The sequence below is a fragment of the Candidatus Neomarinimicrobiota bacterium genome (genome assembly GCA_021734025.1).
GTDB lineage: Bacteria > Fidelibacterota > JAANXI01 > JAANXI01 > JAANXI01 > JAANXI01.
On sequence record JAIPJS010000006.1, the window covers coordinates 196022 to 212768 of the forward strand.

Annotated in this window: 12 protein-coding genes and 1 tRNA gene; 1 reads left to right on the plus strand and 12 read right to left on the minus strand. The window is 49.6% G+C overall.

Translation table 11 applies throughout. The features are described 5' to 3' along the window. Positions 1 to 23 precede the first annotated feature (23 nt). Both K9N57_09180 and K9N57_09185 read right to left on the minus strand, forming a co-directional pair. On the minus strand, positions 24 to 551 hold the full coding sequence (locus K9N57_09180) for a gamma carbonic anhydrase family protein (GenBank protein MCF7804349.1): 528 nt from the start codon (positions 549 to 551) through the stop codon (positions 24 to 26). Next, the gene (locus tag K9N57_09185; protein MCF7804350.1) at positions 544 to 1950 is read right to left on the minus strand and encodes an LptF/LptG family permease; all 1407 of its coding nucleotides are present in this window, start codon (positions 1948 to 1950) and stop codon (positions 544 to 546) included. Before K9N57_09185 ends, K9N57_09180 begins: the two co-directional genes overlap by 8 nt. 372 nt (positions 1951 to 2322) lie before the next feature. Here K9N57_09185 and K9N57_09190 point away from each other — a divergent pair. Further along, a tRNA-Pro gene (locus K9N57_09190) sits at positions 2323 to 2400 on the plus strand. A gap of 55 nt (positions 2401 to 2455) precedes the next feature. On the opposite strand, the gene K9N57_09195 is transcribed toward K9N57_09190, so the two are convergent. The 10 genes from K9N57_09195 to K9N57_09240 form a co-directional block, all read right to left on the minus strand. Beyond that, entirely contained in the window at positions 2456 to 3691 is a 1236-nt protein-coding gene (locus tag K9N57_09195; GenBank protein ID MCF7804351.1) for a Gfo/Idh/MocA family oxidoreductase, read from the minus strand. Between the two features lie 19 nt (positions 3692 to 3710). Further along, positions 3711 to 4970: a hypothetical protein gene (locus tag K9N57_09200; protein MCF7804352.1), complete on the minus strand. Its 1260-nt coding sequence runs from the start codon at positions 4968 to 4970 to the stop codon at positions 3711 to 3713. A gap of 2 nt (positions 4971 to 4972) precedes the next feature. Further along, the gene (locus K9N57_09205; GenBank protein ID MCF7804353.1) at positions 4973 to 6277 is read right to left on the minus strand and encodes a hypothetical protein; all 1305 of its coding nucleotides are present in this window, start codon (positions 6275 to 6277) and stop codon (positions 4973 to 4975) included. Between the two features lie 424 nt (positions 6278 to 6701). Further along, positions 6702 to 7808 carry an amidohydrolase gene (locus K9N57_09210; protein ID MCF7804354.1) on the minus strand — a complete coding sequence of 369 codons (1107 nt, stop codon included), beginning with the start codon at positions 7806 to 7808 and terminating at the stop codon, positions 6702 to 6704. A gap of 53 nt (positions 7809 to 7861) precedes the next feature. Further along, positions 7862 to 9610 carry a DUF4832 domain-containing protein gene (locus K9N57_09215; protein ID MCF7804355.1) on the minus strand — a complete coding sequence of 583 codons (1749 nt, stop codon included), beginning with the start codon at positions 9608 to 9610 and terminating at the stop codon, positions 7862 to 7864. 115 nt (positions 9611 to 9725) lie between these two features. Then, complete coding sequence (locus tag K9N57_09220; protein ID MCF7804356.1) at positions 9726 to 11252, minus strand: glycoside hydrolase family 31 protein; 1527 nt, start codon at positions 11250 to 11252, stop codon at positions 9726 to 9728. A gap of 883 nt (positions 11253 to 12135) precedes the next feature. Beyond that, positions 12136 to 13632 (minus strand): hypothetical protein, encoded by a 1497-nt coding sequence (locus K9N57_09225; protein MCF7804357.1) that lies wholly within the window; start codon positions 13630 to 13632, stop codon positions 12136 to 12138. Positions 13633 to 13696: 64 nt separating this feature from the next. Beyond that, on the minus strand, positions 13697 to 15682 hold the full coding sequence (locus K9N57_09230) for a DUF4832 domain-containing protein (protein ID MCF7804358.1): 1986 nt from the start codon (positions 15680 to 15682) through the stop codon (positions 13697 to 13699). A 15-nt stretch (positions 15683 to 15697) separates the two neighbouring features. Beyond that, positions 15698 to 16153, minus strand: coding sequence for a LamG domain-containing protein (locus tag K9N57_09235; GenBank protein ID MCF7804359.1), 456 nt, complete (start codon positions 16151 to 16153; stop codon positions 15698 to 15700). Between the two features lie 253 nt (positions 16154 to 16406). Continuing rightward, the coding region (locus K9N57_09240; protein ID MCF7804360.1) for a hypothetical protein at positions 16407 to 16747 on the minus strand (341 nt) is incomplete at its 5' end.

Below are 16747 nucleotides of genomic sequence, written 5' to 3' on the forward strand. Positions count from 1 at the left end.
GCTGACTTTCTCTCCGGAGAGGATTATTCATGCTTTTTTTGGTCCAAATATTTGCGCGCATAATCTACATAATGCCGTGCAGAATTGATAATTGTATCCCATTCCGCATCGGTAACTTCCCGGACTGGTTTCGCTGGTACACCGGCAACCAATGTCCGCGCCGGTACGGTCTGATTTTCCCGGACGATGGCACCTGCCGCAACGATAGCACCTGTTTCCACCACAGCTCCACTCAGCACGGTTGCACTCATCCCGATGAGACACCGGTCCTGTACTTTGCATCCGTGGATTGTGGCACGATGGCCAATGGTGACTTCGTTGCCTATGTGCGTACTGTATTTCTCGAAATCCACGTGAACAATGGTGCCGTCCTGAAGATTGGTACGTTCCCCTATCCGGATGGAGTTGATATCTCCCCGGAGCACCGACTGAAACCAGATACTCGACTCTTTTCCAATGAGAACATCCCCAATCACTTCGGCAGAGGACGCAACGAATGCTTTATTTCCTATTTGGGGTGTCTTTCCATCGAATGGTCTGATATTATTCATTGGTGTCCTCGTCACTTTTTCCCTGCCGGCGAAGTTTGACCAGCCAGGACCAATCAAGAGAGCTCCGCTCACGGACGGTGCGGATGGTCAGGAATACACCGAAGAGCCCCACCACCATATTCGGCGTCCACATAGCAATCCATGGTGAAACGATGAGGCGGTCAGCCAATTCTTCGCCCCCGATGAGTCCGGCCCAGTAGACCAGGAAAAACAGCAGACTGAATCCCGCACCGACCGCCAGTCCGCCATGTCGTGCCATGATGCCCAGCGGCGCTCCAATCAAAACAAAAACAATGCATGCTACGGGAATTGAGTACTTTTTATGCACCTCCACCAGATACTTATTAATTTGGCGTTTATAACTCTGTGCCAGATTTCTCTGGGTACTGATTCGCTGGAGTCCGACGCGAACATCCCGCCGGGCGCGACGCATTTCCGAGGCGTTGTCTTTTATGGAATCCGGCAGCATCGCGATTACTGAATCTTGTGGAAGATTCAGGAGCTTTTTTATGCGTCCGGTCTGGTCCGCAGATATATCCAGGTGCAATTTTTCCCGTAAATTTTCTGTAATTTGTTCCTGGGTCTTTTGATATTTTTCCCGGACTCCCGCGACTCGGTCCAGCATCATTTTTGAACTCATTTCACGATCACCCCGCCGGCCGGCTTCATGTCGCTCCAGCACCATGCCCTTCGCCGGGATGGTGAGTACATGTTTGCTGAAGTCGATACGCCGGTACTCTGAAAATTCTTTGGTATCCAGTTCATGGATTTCCCCATTAAAGAGGGTCATGACAATTTTATCTCCCTCCACCGCCAGGGAACCCTGCTCTGCCTTGATGGTGGTCTGCACCTCGCTGTTTTGATTGTTTTTGCTATAAATTAGAACATCCATGAGCCGGCCGTCCTTTTTGTCCTTGACCAGGAGGCTGTACTGCGGCAGATCGGTGATGAAATAGCCCGGCTCAATCGAGAGATCCGGCTTTTTACGATAGATATCCGACCCGAGAAGTCGGGCCTTGTGGTTAAAGTCCGGCAGGATATTATTGTTAAAGTAAATCAACCCGAGGCACACGATAATCCCAAACACCAGTGACGGTTTGATGATTGTAAAAAAGCTGATGCCGGACGTCCGCATGGCGTTGATTTCGTTGTCGGCGCTCATCCGGCCGTACGACATGAGGATGGCTACGAGAACAGCCATAGGGATAGAAAGCGCCAAAATCCACATCAGGTTGAGGAAAATATACTCCGCAATAATCCAGAACGAGATCCCTTTGCCCAGAATTCGATCGATGGATTTGACGATGAAGTTTGCCAGAAACAGAAAGGTCAGCACCCCCATTGCGATAACAAACGGCGGCAGGTGTTCCTTCAGGATATAGCGGGTCAGGATCTTCATAATCGATGAATTTAGAGCCGGGTTCGGTGGTTCTCAAGGTGTTTCGGCTCTGGAATTTGAGTGCAGATAAACCAGAGAAAATTTTACCGCAAAGCCGCGAAGACCGCGAAGGAACCCGAAGAAAAACACAATGAACAACCCCGTCAGGTCAAGACCATAAAGACGTACAGCCGTTTTTCCTTTTTCTTGCTCTCTTCTGACCTCTCAGACTAAGAAAACCAAATTATGATTAAGATTAAGAGTAAGATTACGATTAAGCAGCAAGGAACGTGAACACCTTAACACTCGAACACTGTAACACTGTATTCCGGTTTTATCTTGACAATTACTACCATCGGGTCTACTTTTCCATGCTTTTTGAAGGCCCAATTTCGGGGCATAGCGCAGTCCGGTTAGCGCGCCTGCTTTGGGAGCAGGAGGTCCCCAGTTCGAATCTGGGTGCCCCGACCATACACAACCCGCACGGTTAAGCCAATCATGCGGGTTTTTTAGGAATTTTAGATAATTACCCGTTCCAGCTTTCAACCGTTCCGTTTCGCATCGCTAAATTTCCCAAATGAACGGCAACGGCAGCGTCATAGCCGGTAAAAACATTGGCATTCGGCTGAGTATTTTCTTTGATACTTTTCGCAAAATGTTTAAAGGCCAGGCCGGTGGTTTTATGGTCATCTTTCGGGCGGTTCGGAACCTGAATGAGTTCACCCTCACCACTGCTCCATGCTTTTTTAGTCGCACTGGATACTGCATCCACACCTGTTGTATCCGATTCCACTTCATGGGTTTTCCGAGCCAGTTCCGGATAATATATGGCCTCCTGGCCTTCTTCATTGTGGATTTCTATGGTCCCGTGGGTGCCCATAAACTGGAGTTCAACTCCGTAATGCGCATTAGAGGTGATGGAAGTAAAGATGGCCTTCTTTCCACCGGGATATTCATAGACAGTATTTACATTATCGTAGGTCTCGCGCCCATCCTTCCAGTAGTCAATGCCGCCAAACCCAGTCACTTTTTTCGGATGTTCTCCCAGCATCCAGTTTGTGATGTCAATATGATGCGAGCAGAGTTCAGCCATCAGTCCGCCTGAGAACTCCCGGTACATACGCCAGTTAATCAGCTTCTCCAGACTCGGATCCGATACTTCCCGACGCCAATCGCCATTCCGGTGGTAATTGCAACGGACATGGGTCAGGGTTCCACAGGCGCCTTCATCGATCATAGTCTTAACCTTCTGCAGGAGTGGATTACTTCGCAATTGGTATCCCACCATAAAAGTTTTTTTCGAGTCTTCCACCTTCGCTTTCAACATGTTGGCCTGAGGGATATCGTATGTCATCGTTTTTTCACCAAAAACGTGCAGCCCGGCATCCAGTGCATCGACGGCCATCTTGTAATGCAGGTGTAACGGTGTTGCGATAATGACCGCATCGAGGTCATCGTTCTCTAGTAGTTTGCGATAATCCTCGTATCCTTTCGCATTGGGCGTTGCCTGTTCCAGTCCGTTTTGGAGATGTGACGGCAGAATATCACAGCACGCGATAAGCCGGACTTCCGGGACGCTTTGCAGGATGTACGCTTCCCACGTCCCCCGATCACCTGTGCCGATCATCCCGACATTAATAATTTCACTCGGCGACTGGGATTTAAGTATAGCCGGAGCTCCTGCTAATCCCAGAGATACCCCAGCCGTTACTTTTGCCGACTGACCGATAAACCTGCGCCTGGATATGTTTTCATTTTTCATACTTTCCTCACTCAATTTTTTATTCATAGATCACCCGAATATCGAGCGGATTCCGTAACCGTTTCGCATAATACTCAATCGTCCGGAATCGTTCGCTTTCACCTATAGAAAATACAATATACGCATTTTTCTCACGGTACCGACTCCCCTCCGGCACATATAACCAGTCTTCATAGATTAATCGTCGATTCCAGTAATTGCCACCGCCGGCCCCATCACTGATATGTGTATGTGGATTTTCCACTGGAGATGCCAAGCCGTAGATGTTCGTATTATCATACAGCAGCCGAATACTCCCGAATGCGTATCCTTTTTCGTGATGATAAAAGCACAACCAGGGAACATCATTTGCAATCGGCTCCGCTTCCAACAATTCATATCGGTCTGAAAAGGGTAAATCGACCACGCTCCCATCTTTGCGTTGAAAGGCCACATGGGTAAACAGGCTATCCATGGTCATCTCATCGTTGCGCAGCAGATTCATCCAAATTCCCTTCTGAAATGTCATATCAGAGTAGAAAGTGAAGTAAGGGAGATTGTCAAAAAACCGATACTGCGCCGTTACCATGATTTCAGGGTGTTCGGGACCGGTATCCCGCCTGATAGTTTGTACAAAATATGGGCCTGTCTGCATACTCTGCTGTTTCGGATTATCCCACGTGGCAATGGTTTTGTAGTATTCCACTCCCCACTTTTCGAAGGTTGGGGCCCAGTGTATCCGGTTCTCACTGCGTCTTAAGAGCGTATCATATTTTTTCAGATACAGTTCCCGCAACTGTCCGGAGGCATGATCTTTGACTTCGTTTTCGTTGCTTCTGGTCAAATCGGCCCTGTAATACCGGTTTTCTATCTCTAATTCTGTCCCCTCTCCTTTCACACTGAGGTCTGATTCGACCTCACCTTTTTCCCCTGGCAATAATGTCAGGTCGAATTTCCGTGTCGTGTGCGGGGCCATTTGGACCGGGAAAGCCACTTCGTATTGGAGCACTGAATCTGCAGGAGTTCCATGCAGTGGATTTTTCAACACCTGGCAGGGAATGGAATCCCCGATAGTTCGGTCCACAGCAATTAAAATATGAGAATCATCCCATAGTGCATTTTGGATCTGCAGCGGAAAAGTGATGATCTCATGCTCTCTGTCCAATCCGACTGGTTCTGAAACAGCAACCGTTGCGATTACTTTAGATTGTCCATGCAGTGAACTGCTTAGTACCGGTAGTAGTAGTCCGATGAAGAAAGATGATAAAAAGATTCGTGCTTTACCGGCTCGGATAATCATTGCTATACATTCTGTCGAAGGGTTAAGGAGCCATCCTCGTTTATCTGCTGAGCGCAGGCCCAGTTCACCGGATGCTTCACACCCTTCACTTCCAGTTCAGCCTTCAGTTTGAGACCGCTCCATTCTGTCTCCTTCGGCAGGAGTATCTGCGCCTGGCGTACGCCGGTCGGTTTCGGGTACCCAGGATCGAGGCAGCCTGTTTCGTGCACTGATCCATCATCACTGTAGACGGTCAATCGCAATATACCCGGCACAGCTGCGACACCGTCATTGACCATGCCAAGAACAAGTCCCGGATGTCCATCTTTTTCAAAAGCCCAAATCCATGATGGACGCACGCGATATCCGATCTTCCTGGCAATGTTATCGATCGGTTCGGGGTACTTTCGGTAGTAACTCAAAATATTTTCTGCAGCGATGTTATGCCAGTTCCAGACGGACCAGTAATTCGGCCCCAGGTCCAGCACGTGCGCGATGATATTTTCGTTATGGGTGATCCCCCCATCTTCGCGGAGGTCTTCCGGTTTGCCGGTGGTAATACCGATTTCGCTGACCGCGCCGACCCACGGCGGGCGGTTGCTGAGCGACTCGATCTGCATATTTTCTATGAAAATCGTATCAGTTCGAAGCCAGTTGTTCGAGCGCACGCTCCGGTCCACCAGTTCCGAGTTGCCGACCCGACTGTAATCGGGCTGCGTATTTGTGACGAGCGGTGTTTTCGTCCAGTGTTTTAACTGAGTTTCTAACATTCGTAAAAAGGTTTGCTCTGCAATTACATCGCTGGGAAACGGGTGCCCGTCGAACGGCCAGGTGTGTCCCTCACCCCAGAATCCGTACATGAACATATCCATGTATTCCACCAGCGGATGGCCGTTATATTTCTCGGCTAACAGGGCGTTGAGTTCGGTAAACGCCGCCTGATATTCAGGGTGGTCGTACCGCGGCATCTTGTGCTCTTTGCGGTAGCGCACCGTGTCACGGTCTCCCTTCCACTCGCCCTTAAGCTTTACATAGGGCACTTTTTCCTGCACAAAATCCGGGGCGCCGAATTCGGGGATGTCCGGGTTCTCCAGCATGATGCGGAATGCCACTCGTTTGTTGTACTTTTCTGCCAAACCAAATGTGATATTCCAATACTCCGGGAAGTCCAGGCGTCCGGGGTTTTTCTGAACCTGTCGCCAGTCGGGACGCATATAGATTTTTTGCACGAATGGCAGACTTACCAGATCTTCCAGCGATTTTCCCAGCGGTTCGCCTTTAATCTGCGGCGGCCCGATATCTCCTGAGACGTACACAACCAGGCCCATCCCGTAATTCGGAACAATCTCTTTGGACGGCGTTGTCGCCATAATCACATAGCTTCCTGGTACCACTTCCTCCGGTGGATAGGTTGGAAAAGGGCCCTGGTTCAGGCGATCTTTGACGGTCGGACCATCGCCGAAATCGTATTTCTCCCAGTTGTGGGCCGGGACGAAGGCGCTGGCTGAGTTCATTCCTACACTTGCAAGGAGTGCCGCTGTCCCGCCCTTTTTGAGAAAGTCTCTTCAGTCCATTGGGTCCCCCTTAATTGGTTCTCTTGACATCAATTCCTTAAAACAAAACGAGCCCCCATTTCCCGTCGGGATCCCTTTGGGGCGACAAGCTCAGGGTGATTTGTTAATCCGTTGGAAGATTGTCTTTCCTGCTATTCGTATCGATTTAGTGAATCTCTACCCTGAACTGACAAGTCCTTTAGTTAGAACCTGATTTCCACGCCCCCGAAAAATATTTAATCGCATTCTGGTAATAGATTTTATCCACAACATCCGCCGGCAATCGAAGTCCCTTGAAGGCGTTATCGAGTTCGGGGACTTCGAGGGTATCGGATGTGGCAAGGTACTTCCAATCGATGGTCCAGCGATGGTGTGCCTGCGATTTGAATTCCTCAGTAGCGGCGCCGGGTGCCTGGGTCAAATCCGTGGCGTAGAGGACGCGATCCTGGTAATTGATAAAGAAATCGCGCACCTTCTCATAATCCCGGATGGACTGGTATTGGACCTGTCCCATGCGCGCAGCCATATCGACCGTTGCATTGGGAAACCGGTCCAGAAACTGTGTAATTCGGTCCACACTCCACTCGAGGCTCGCAAGATGTGCACCCATAAATTTCAGGTTCGGGTTCTTCTCGAGCATGTGATTCCGGGCTTCCATATGTTCCTCGTAGGAGGGCATTTCCGGGTGTTTGTACATGTGATATTCCGGGTGCGCCTCGAAATATTCCCGATCGTTATTGACCGTCATGGAATCAACCGGCAGCCAGCAGTTTTTCGGTTCCGCCTGGTGGCCGATCATCCAGATATCCTTCTCCGACAGGTATCCGAATGGGGGATCAAAACCGGGATCATCGATCATCACCAGTTCGCCGTTTTCATCCCGGTAGCTCATGCCGATATTTTTCCAGGTTTTCACTCCGATAGCGCCGAGTTCCTGCCCCGCTTTGATACGCTCGATCGTTTTCTCGGCCCAGCCGGGATTGTCCCAGCCATCCATAGGAAACGTAGAAAAGAAGCCTACCGTTGCAGAATATTCGTTGTGCTGCTCTACAGCAATTTCCTGTTGTTCATCGATGGGTGGGAAATCGGGATAGTCCACATTCACTGTCAGCAACTTAAAATTGTCGGCCTGCGCCTGTTCCACCATCATTGGGTCAGCGCCGTTGATGTGTACATGCACATCCGCCTTGTCCACACTCTCAAAATCCCCCATGGAGTAAAACTGTGGCCCCTGCTGCCCACAACTGATGAGAAATAAACTTCCAACAAAGATGGTCGCACTCAGAATTCGCTTCAATATATTCATCGTTCACCCTCCGTTCATTTTAATACTTCAATGGTTAAATAAGTCTCACACATCTATTTCAAGACTGCCCGTATTGTTTCCTCGTGTTGGCCGTTCGTGAGCTGGATAAAAAAAATACCGCGGCTCAATTCCTGCAGCGTCCAGTTGATAATGTGTTTGCCCGTATCGTAGTACTTCGTGCGCAGTTCATCTACCTGCCGCCCTGCAATATCGTAGACCTGAATACCGACCGGCGCCGGGTTTGCAAGCGTGAATTGGAACTGTGTCCTCTCATTAAACGGGTTCGGATAATTCCCACTCAAAGTAAACTGCTGTGCAACGGGTTGCGGCGGTTCGTGGACAGTGCTGGTGATGTTATCCGTCGATTCAAAGTACGTATCCCCGGAATACACATTACCGGACGCCTGCTGATCAAGGGTAATTGTATGGTTCAAATTGTTGTATCCGGTGGAATCTTCCCAGACACCTTCATTGGCCAGTCGAATCTTGTATTCCGGTCGTTTGCGCAGACGCGGTACGGGATCAGACAGATTCAGAAATGCCGCGTATTCACCCTCGGGCATCTCCGGGATCATCCCGCCGCTAATCGACACCTGTGTGGTATCGCCCGAAAACCACAACCGGGGATCGACATCTACTGAAAGATAAAATTCGCTCCCGGTTGATTGATGCCGTAAAACCACCTCCACATTCCGTGGATTAAACGGACTGGCGAACCCGCGATTCCAGACCGCAAAGTCCAGCGTGAACTTACCGTCCGAACGGACGCTGTCAACTATGGACGCATCAAGGAGTTGGAACCGATAACCAAGGCGGCGCTTGATTTCGGGCATACATCCGTTTTCCTCCCAGCCGTCCAAAACTGTGCTATGGTAATCACGGTTTAATACCGACCAATGCAGATATTCTAAATCATCCAGGGCGTTGTTGCATCCGGAGTAATCGCTGGGATTACACGTTTCCCCTCCTTGCGGCACGAATCTGTTATCGTTGTGCAGATAGTTTTTGTCTTCCTGGATGTCCTGGTAGGTGCCATAATCGGTAGCGCTGGCCAGGAAACAGTCGTTGTGTGCGCCGGTGCGGGCCCTGTTCGATCCGGTGTAAGCCTCATCCGATGTCAGCGGTTCATCATTGGAATAAATATTTTTCTTGTAATTCGGCGTACGAACTACAACCATCCGCTCTTCGGGCAGCACATCTAATTCTTTGAAGAGCACAGTCCGTCGATCCTGGGTGTTGTTCAGGTTGTGAGAGGAATAATACCATTCTCCCCAGGCGCCGATGAATCCGGCCTCCATGTACAGAATAACATCGTAATTGGCCCGGAAGAGCGGCTCCAGTTGATCCAAATGCAGCAAAATCGTGTCAAGGGCCGCATCGTCTCCGTTCTGGTTTTCCGTATAGGAGAACCGCGGTATTAGTTTAAAACCTTCCTGCCTGGCGATATCAAAATCCTGTTGAACCGTATTCAGAAAATCTTCGGAAAGCTGCTCTGAGCGGAACTCAGGAACCTTGTAGATACGCTGGACGACCGTGACGTTATGGCCACGCAGATTTTGGAGATATCCATCCGTGATAGCTCGCGAGCGATAGGTTGAAAAGCCCCGCTCAGGGTTTGCAAAGATAGAATCGGTTTCGGAGTACTCTATTGTCGTAGCCGTTTGAGCTAACACATAGAGGGGGTAGGCTCCGAAACCGATTCCAAAAATCCATATAAGAACAAGAACCTTTTTCAGTGTTGGAAATGCGTGAGTGGAGAACATCAAATTTTTCGATGGTCGCGCTGAGAACGTTTGGGGCATAGGAAAGTTACATCCTAGGTGTTTTTATTTAATTGATAGCGTCGGCATCTTGCAACGCGATGCTTTTGGGGCTTTTCATTGAAACCGGGACGATTATTGATTGTTAGTGACACGGTCATGGAATGCGCGTATAATAGGGAATTTCATCTAATGCAACATGAGTTGTGATGGTAGCAGGGCCTTCTACCACATCACCCTCATTACTCTTCCATACTCCGGGAGGAATAATAATTTCCCGGGAATCCTGCTCCGGCTGAAGAAGCGGGGCGACCATTATCGAATCACCCAGTAAAAACTGGTCGGAAACGGTGGCATACCCCTGTCCCGGGAATTCGTATTCCAGATGCCGAACGATTGGCTCTCCGGTCTCTGCGGCAACCCGAGCCAGTTTCATAATTTTATCCGTGAAATGTGCTCTTAAATCAACCGCCTTTTTTACCGCCTTTAAATGATCCCGGTCAAGAACACGCCATGGCGCCACTGAAAACTGCATCATTGGCATTAATGCGTGAGTTTGAGCTGATCGGACGATGAGCTCCTGATCCACTGTTTCGAGGTCTTCAAATGAGCCTATTAATCCACCGCCAATCATATCGGGACAGGTAAAAGCATATCCGGAAAGTCCCTGGGTGAGAATGTGTGGAATCAGGGTATTCAGATCATCCCAGGAATGTCCCTTATCACGCAGACGCTGGGCCAGCGGCTGCCCACCCATTTTCCAGGTGGCACGGTATTCATTCAGCGGAAAATGCAGGCCGATTTCGGCAAATAACCGGGAGTGTTCATTGGGGGAAATATTTTCGTGTGCGATCGCGTTTACATAGTATTCCGGGTCACCGGCATCCAGTTTGAATCCATCAACTCCATAAGTGTCTTCCAGATAATGCAGGCGTTCGAGAAACCAATCCTTCGCCTCCGGCTGAGTTAAGTCGAGCAATGCGCTCTGCCCGTTCCACCAGCGAACAATTTTCGGGTATCCTTTTTTGTCTTTCAGTAAGAGACCTCGGTCCCGCAGATCGCGATAGATTTCAGTATCAGGGCTGATGAACGGACAGACCCACAGCATGACCTTGAATCCCATTTCATGCAGTTCCTGCACCATGGCTTTCGGGTCATCGAAGCGTTCAGCGCGGAACTCCCAATCGCCATATGTGCGTTGCCAATTATCATCAATCATAATGACGCCAGGCGGAAATCCATTGGCGATGATACCACGGGCGTATGTGAGAATGTCTTGTTGATTTTGATCGTACGTTAACTCTATCCATGTGTTGTATTGTGGCTGGGTAAAAAGGGATTCATCCGGCATTTTCCCGGTTGGCGGAAAGAACTGACGGCTCACTCCTAAATATGCCTCCCGGAGTGAACTTCCGTGTTTTTGTAATACAAACTCACCTGAAGTTTTCACCAGGTCTATCCGGTTGTCCTTTACTTCAATATGGAACGGTTCATCTGACCATACGGAGCGCCCCTCACTTGACACCAAAACCGGCTGTGCCTGATTCCCGTAAATGTAACCATTCAGATCGGCTTCATACCCATCCGAAAGGGGCATCTGATGGCCATGGTTAATCACTCCAACCCACCAGTGTTCACCTTCCATTATGTTTATTTTAATTTCACTGTCCTGCTGGTATTTCATCGGATGTTCGGATTGAGCACCCACCACACTCCCCAGCAAGAGTACAATTGCAACAAAGAAGACTAAGTGTTTGGTCTGAATTCCCCTAAGTGACACCCGTCTCAAAAAGTTCTTAATGTATAACAACAAATTTTCCCGTCGTTTCTCCGATTTCGCTCTACACATGATAAAAATACCCCCTTTGACACAGTTAAATACGTCTTCGAATTCGCTAAAAATATTTCCAAACTGCCAAATATGATATTGTACCCAGTTTTTGTCCTTATGACCGGGGATACCACATAAATCAGATTCTTCAGGAACACCTGCTTCATACCAAATTCGACCTTGTGGTGCCCCTGTTTCGCAATCATGTTTGAATTGGTTATATCCTCCACGATTATTATAAGTCAAGCCCCGTCAGTCATAACTAAATTTCACAATGGCAACAGATTCGCTTTCCCTTACTTTTTGAAGCGCTGCTTTTACATATTCAATCGCAGCGGGTGTTAAAGTTTGAGTTGTGCCATAATCTGGCGGAAGAGCACCATCAGCACTCCACGCCCCTATTGGCATTCCGGTGAGAGGGGCATTCGACGAAAAGTTCCTCCTATAAACGATGCGAGCATTGACAAAGACCGTGGTACCACTACTCCTAAGTCAGGAAAACCCGAAGCACCACTGTCGAAGGGAACGATACATCGCTGGGGCCAGTAAAAGCCTCTGTCCGGAATCGAATGTCACCGACAAACTCCGTAAAGTTAATATTCTATGGCATAAGATTGTCCTGAGCGTTTACAACGCTGCCAACCAAACAAATAACAAAAAATTTAATTTTAATATTCATATGGGTTAATTATTAATTGATAATTCCATTTAGGCTTTTGTTCGAAAAACACCTTAACTAAGGTTCTAAATACCACCCGGGATGTGCATTATTGTAGGCCTGCAGCGCTGCCCAATTATCGTGTGACGAGTCTGCTCTGCTTACGTTATCCAGATATACGCCGTCAAATCCCATGTCGACAATCCTGTCGATGGAGGATCTGCCCTCTGGAAACTGGGTATGGTCAAACCCAGGATGTTTGTAGGAGCTGCCGCCCCGCACAATAATATCCCTCCATTCGGGATGCCACCAGATTGGTGTGGATTCACTGGCGTATTGTCCGCGGTAGGCCGCCCAGAGCATCCAGTTCGGGATATCAGAACGCCCGAACCGTTTGTGGGCGGGTATAAATGTGCCGTTCTCAACAGTGCCTCGGAGGAATGATCGTGTGCCGGGTTTGAGCATGACCGGATCGGCATACCACCGGTACGATTCCGTGGTGCCGATGCTCAAATATGCGATAACCAGTCGCCTGCCGCCCTGGGGCTTCCATTTGAGGGCTTCGACCTCTTCTTTGGTTAGCGAACTCATGCTGAAATGCGCATCAATATAAAAAACATCCCACTTCGAGGCAGCGAGCTGCTCAATGTACGCCTTTCTGCCATCATTTTGAGTGTAACCTTTCGCCACCCAGAAAAAGTCCCATTCACTCCCGTGGTCCTCCACCGCCCGGGCAACCACCTCCGGAACACCCCTCGGCTGAAACCGCCCGCCCTTGAAAGGAACCAGATACCCGGCGGTTCTGGTTATATCGAGACGGCGGGCGGGATTCCTTTCCCAGTCCGGCCAGTCCGTATACTTGCCGGTGCTGATCATGTACAGATAGTTTTTCGCGTCCATCATATGGGTAACATTGTTGCTGTTCAGTGTGTGGGCCACACCGGCGGGTATGGGATGATGGATGATATTGTAGGCGTTGGATGAAGGCGAATAGATGGGCATATACCCGGGATTTCCTATTCCCGGTGACTGATACACTTCCGCGCTCAGCCGCGGGTGCCAGAGAATATTGTTTTCCGCGGCAATTCTCTGGTTTTCGGCAACGGTCTCCACCGTGCTTCCATTGGTGTTCGCCGTGCCCTTTATGCCCACCCTGGTCAGGTTTGCCAGTCTCCGTACAGTCGTATCGCTGAAATTCTCAATCCCCCAGCCGTCGAGCAGGTTAAGGAGATTCCAGTCGTACGGATAATCCGCATTGCCGTCTATGTGGGCATATTGCAGCGTGTCCTGCGGAATGACCTGAAAATTCGGATTTCTGGTCTTGGCCGCGACGGCGACCTCCATAATCAATGCCTGCATCTTGCGTGCCCGGGCGACCTCGCTGACATTATCGGGATCGCCGTAATAATCTTCGATCATCGCCTTCAACTCTGCTACGGTGCTGCCTCCCTTGGGTACCCACTGCTGATCTTGTCCGGACTCATCACCGGATACCGTATGTTTAGAAGGCCAGGGCATCAGAACCGGTGCGGCTCCCAGAAGCATGCCGGTCTTTAAAAATTCTTTTCTATCCATGGTGTCTCCTGAATGTTATTCTATGAGTGTTAATTTGTTTTCCTCCGATGCTGGAAAATGCAGCCTATAACACTGTTGTCGAGCCGATGAGATTTGCACCGAGGCGGGCATTCCAGCGGTTTCCCTTATTGGCAAACCGTATGCAACGCTTGTTGGCGCTTTGTTCTTTTGGCTCACTGATCTTCAGGTATATTTCATAGTCCCCGGCGGAAACGCTGCCGAATGCGGACATGGAAACGGAGAAGTTCAAATCACGCCATGCATCCCTGTTGTCCGGCCTGGTATTGCCGCCCTCATCGGTCAGCCAGTTTCGAGCGTCCAGGCCAGTGGGGGCGCTGTAAAAATCAGGACCGGTTTTCGACTTCAGAAGAACCGACACATTCTTCCGGTTGATTACATTGCCGAAGCCCACGTTCTGGATCTTTCCTTCGAATCTCAGGACTCCATCCTCTTCCACCCACTCACTTGCTTTCGCCTCGCGCAGCACGAGACGGTACCCTAATCTGTCGCGGACATATTCCAATCCGGTTCTGCCCTCATATACCGGGTCAAAGACCGCTGTTTTAATCTCCCCGGTAAAATTCCCTTGCCGCAGCTCTTCTTCGTCGGCCGGGAACTGAACCGGTTTGGTGACGTTTTCTTTGGTATACATAAAACTGTTCCACCGGTTATACCTGCCGTGTCTCATGTTCAAAGCAGTCGTCCGGAGCTCACGTGCTTCTATGAGAGCCCCAGGCATGGTACCGAACACATTATCACCGATGCCTCCTTCTCCCTGGACAATCTGGTTCTGCTTATGGATCCATGTGATAACCCGGTAACGGTCATATGTGCTGCCGCCGTATCGTTCATCGATCATTGAATTTCCTTCAGAAAGCGAGCCGTTGTCGGTCCAGCTTCCAGCCGCGTAACTATCGTTGAAAAATCCAAACCGCGCCTCAGGCGAGCCCCGAGGCGGAACAGGCATGTCGTCTATATTCGTGAAGGTATAGGAGGTCCCGTAGGTTTCGTTGTACCATGCCAGAAATCCCCCCGCGTGGGTCAGAAGCGCGCGGGAAGGGGGTACAGCGTCCAGATACGCGTCCAAGAGCATTTTGTACGCATCCACGCTTCGGGCCTCAGGTGATGAGTGTTGTTCTCCCCATGGACCGAGCATACCTGTTTTGACGCACAAAATGATATCTTCGAATTCATGTAAGACGGGCTTGAGCTGCCACAGATGATATTCTATCCAGGTCTTGTCCCCATGGCCGGGTACATCGCACATGGGCAACGGGTTATTTTCAGTCATGTATGTCGGTTCAGGCCCGTGAATGAGACCCTGGGTGAGATCCAGGTGGGGATACTTGTGGGGTTCAATATAGCTGAACCCGTTGCCGTCATAGGAAAATTTTACAAGGGCTACACCGTTGCCGTCCCTCACCTTCTGAAGCAGGCCTCTTATGTAATCAAGGGCGAAGGATGTAAGGGGTTGCGTTTTCCCTGTTCTTGCGGCGCCGGTGACCGGGTCTTCGAACAATCCGTCATCCCGGTACGCAAACGCGTCGTGGGCCGAGAGGAACGCGTTGGACGAAAAGTTGCACAAGTCGAACCCCATGAATGATATGGCGGGAAGGGCGGAGACCCCGGTACCGCCGACGTAGGGGCTGGTGTTTTGATTCACACCGTTATAAAATTGCGTCTTTTCGATATCATCACCCTCCACAGGGGGCACCTGTCTTCCATGATACAGCACGGAGTTTTCGTCCACCGGAACCCGATGATCCACTTCGGGCGTGATGCCGAAGGGTGAATTCGTTTCATCAACCAAATCCGGCGGTATATTCTGCCACCTGCCTCTGTAGGCGCCTCTGCCGGGATTCGGAATATCAACAGGATTCTCCGTATAGTCGAGATCCTGCAGCATTAGGGGGGCTGCTTCTTTCTCATCCGCGCCCTTCGGTGCAGTGCCATTTCCGGGAGCCGTCCCCGCATATGCGGCAAACAATAAGCCTATCAACAACAGCCCAATGATTAACAAGATTCTGTTCACGCTAAATACTTTTCTCATAATCTAATCTCCAACTTAATGTTTAAAAACAAACTCAATCTCCGAATGAGACAAAACACGATTATAAATCCGAACTTCATCCAAAGCGCCGGCGAAAAATTGGTTACCTCCAGGATAATTCCCGAACATGAGTATTTCCGGAGTTCCAGCCTGCGGCTCCACTTCAGATTGTGACCTTAGAAGACCGTTCAGGTAAAACCGGTGCGTCCGGCCATCATAAGTGTAAATGCAATGGTGCCATTTATTTACAGCTGGAGGTTGTGTACCAAGCACTGTTCTGCCACCCCAGTACCAGGTATCGAGACCAGGAGTATGATAACCGGGCGCACGATAGCCAAACTGAAGCCCGATACCATCAACCGTGTCTACCATGGCAATCATATTATCTGCACCCAAGGAATCAATATAGTCCGGCGGTTGCTCAATCATAAACCACCAGGAGATTGTCTGGGCTGCATCGGGTGCAGGCATATTTTTCACCGGGGCGAAAATATATGCAGAGGTACCATTAAAACGGTAAGCACTTTTTGTATTTCCAAATCTGTCGCTGGTCAGTGTCGCCTCATGCACTAAGGCATTGTTTTGGTTGTGGCTCTCATCAGAGGCATCCCCACTAAAGGAATAATGGGCAACAAGACCTGGTATTTCCTTTTTCGTACAGGATGTAACTGATAATATGAGTATGGAGAGAAATATAACACTTAATCTGAACATGTCTTTTGCCTTACCTGTCCATTGGATTTACAAATTCATTGTGGAGATTAATCTCCGGCAACTCCCGACAATGTTCAGCGGGATTACCGGGAGCGCTATTGCACCATGCATTCGACGAAAATTCATTTAGAACAAGGTAGAACTGAACAATGCGTGGTTCAACAGGGACGTTGCTATACTCGGGTCCTACTCCTTCCGGACTTAAATACATTGGCGGGGTCATTTCGTACGCCATCTCAAAGGGCTGGCCTAAAATTGTATTGGGGCTTGCCGGAACTGTCATATACCCCCAATAGTTTGAACCTCCCGGTTTATCAGGGATAAAGGCTCCCAGGCCGGCTGCGTCGTCAT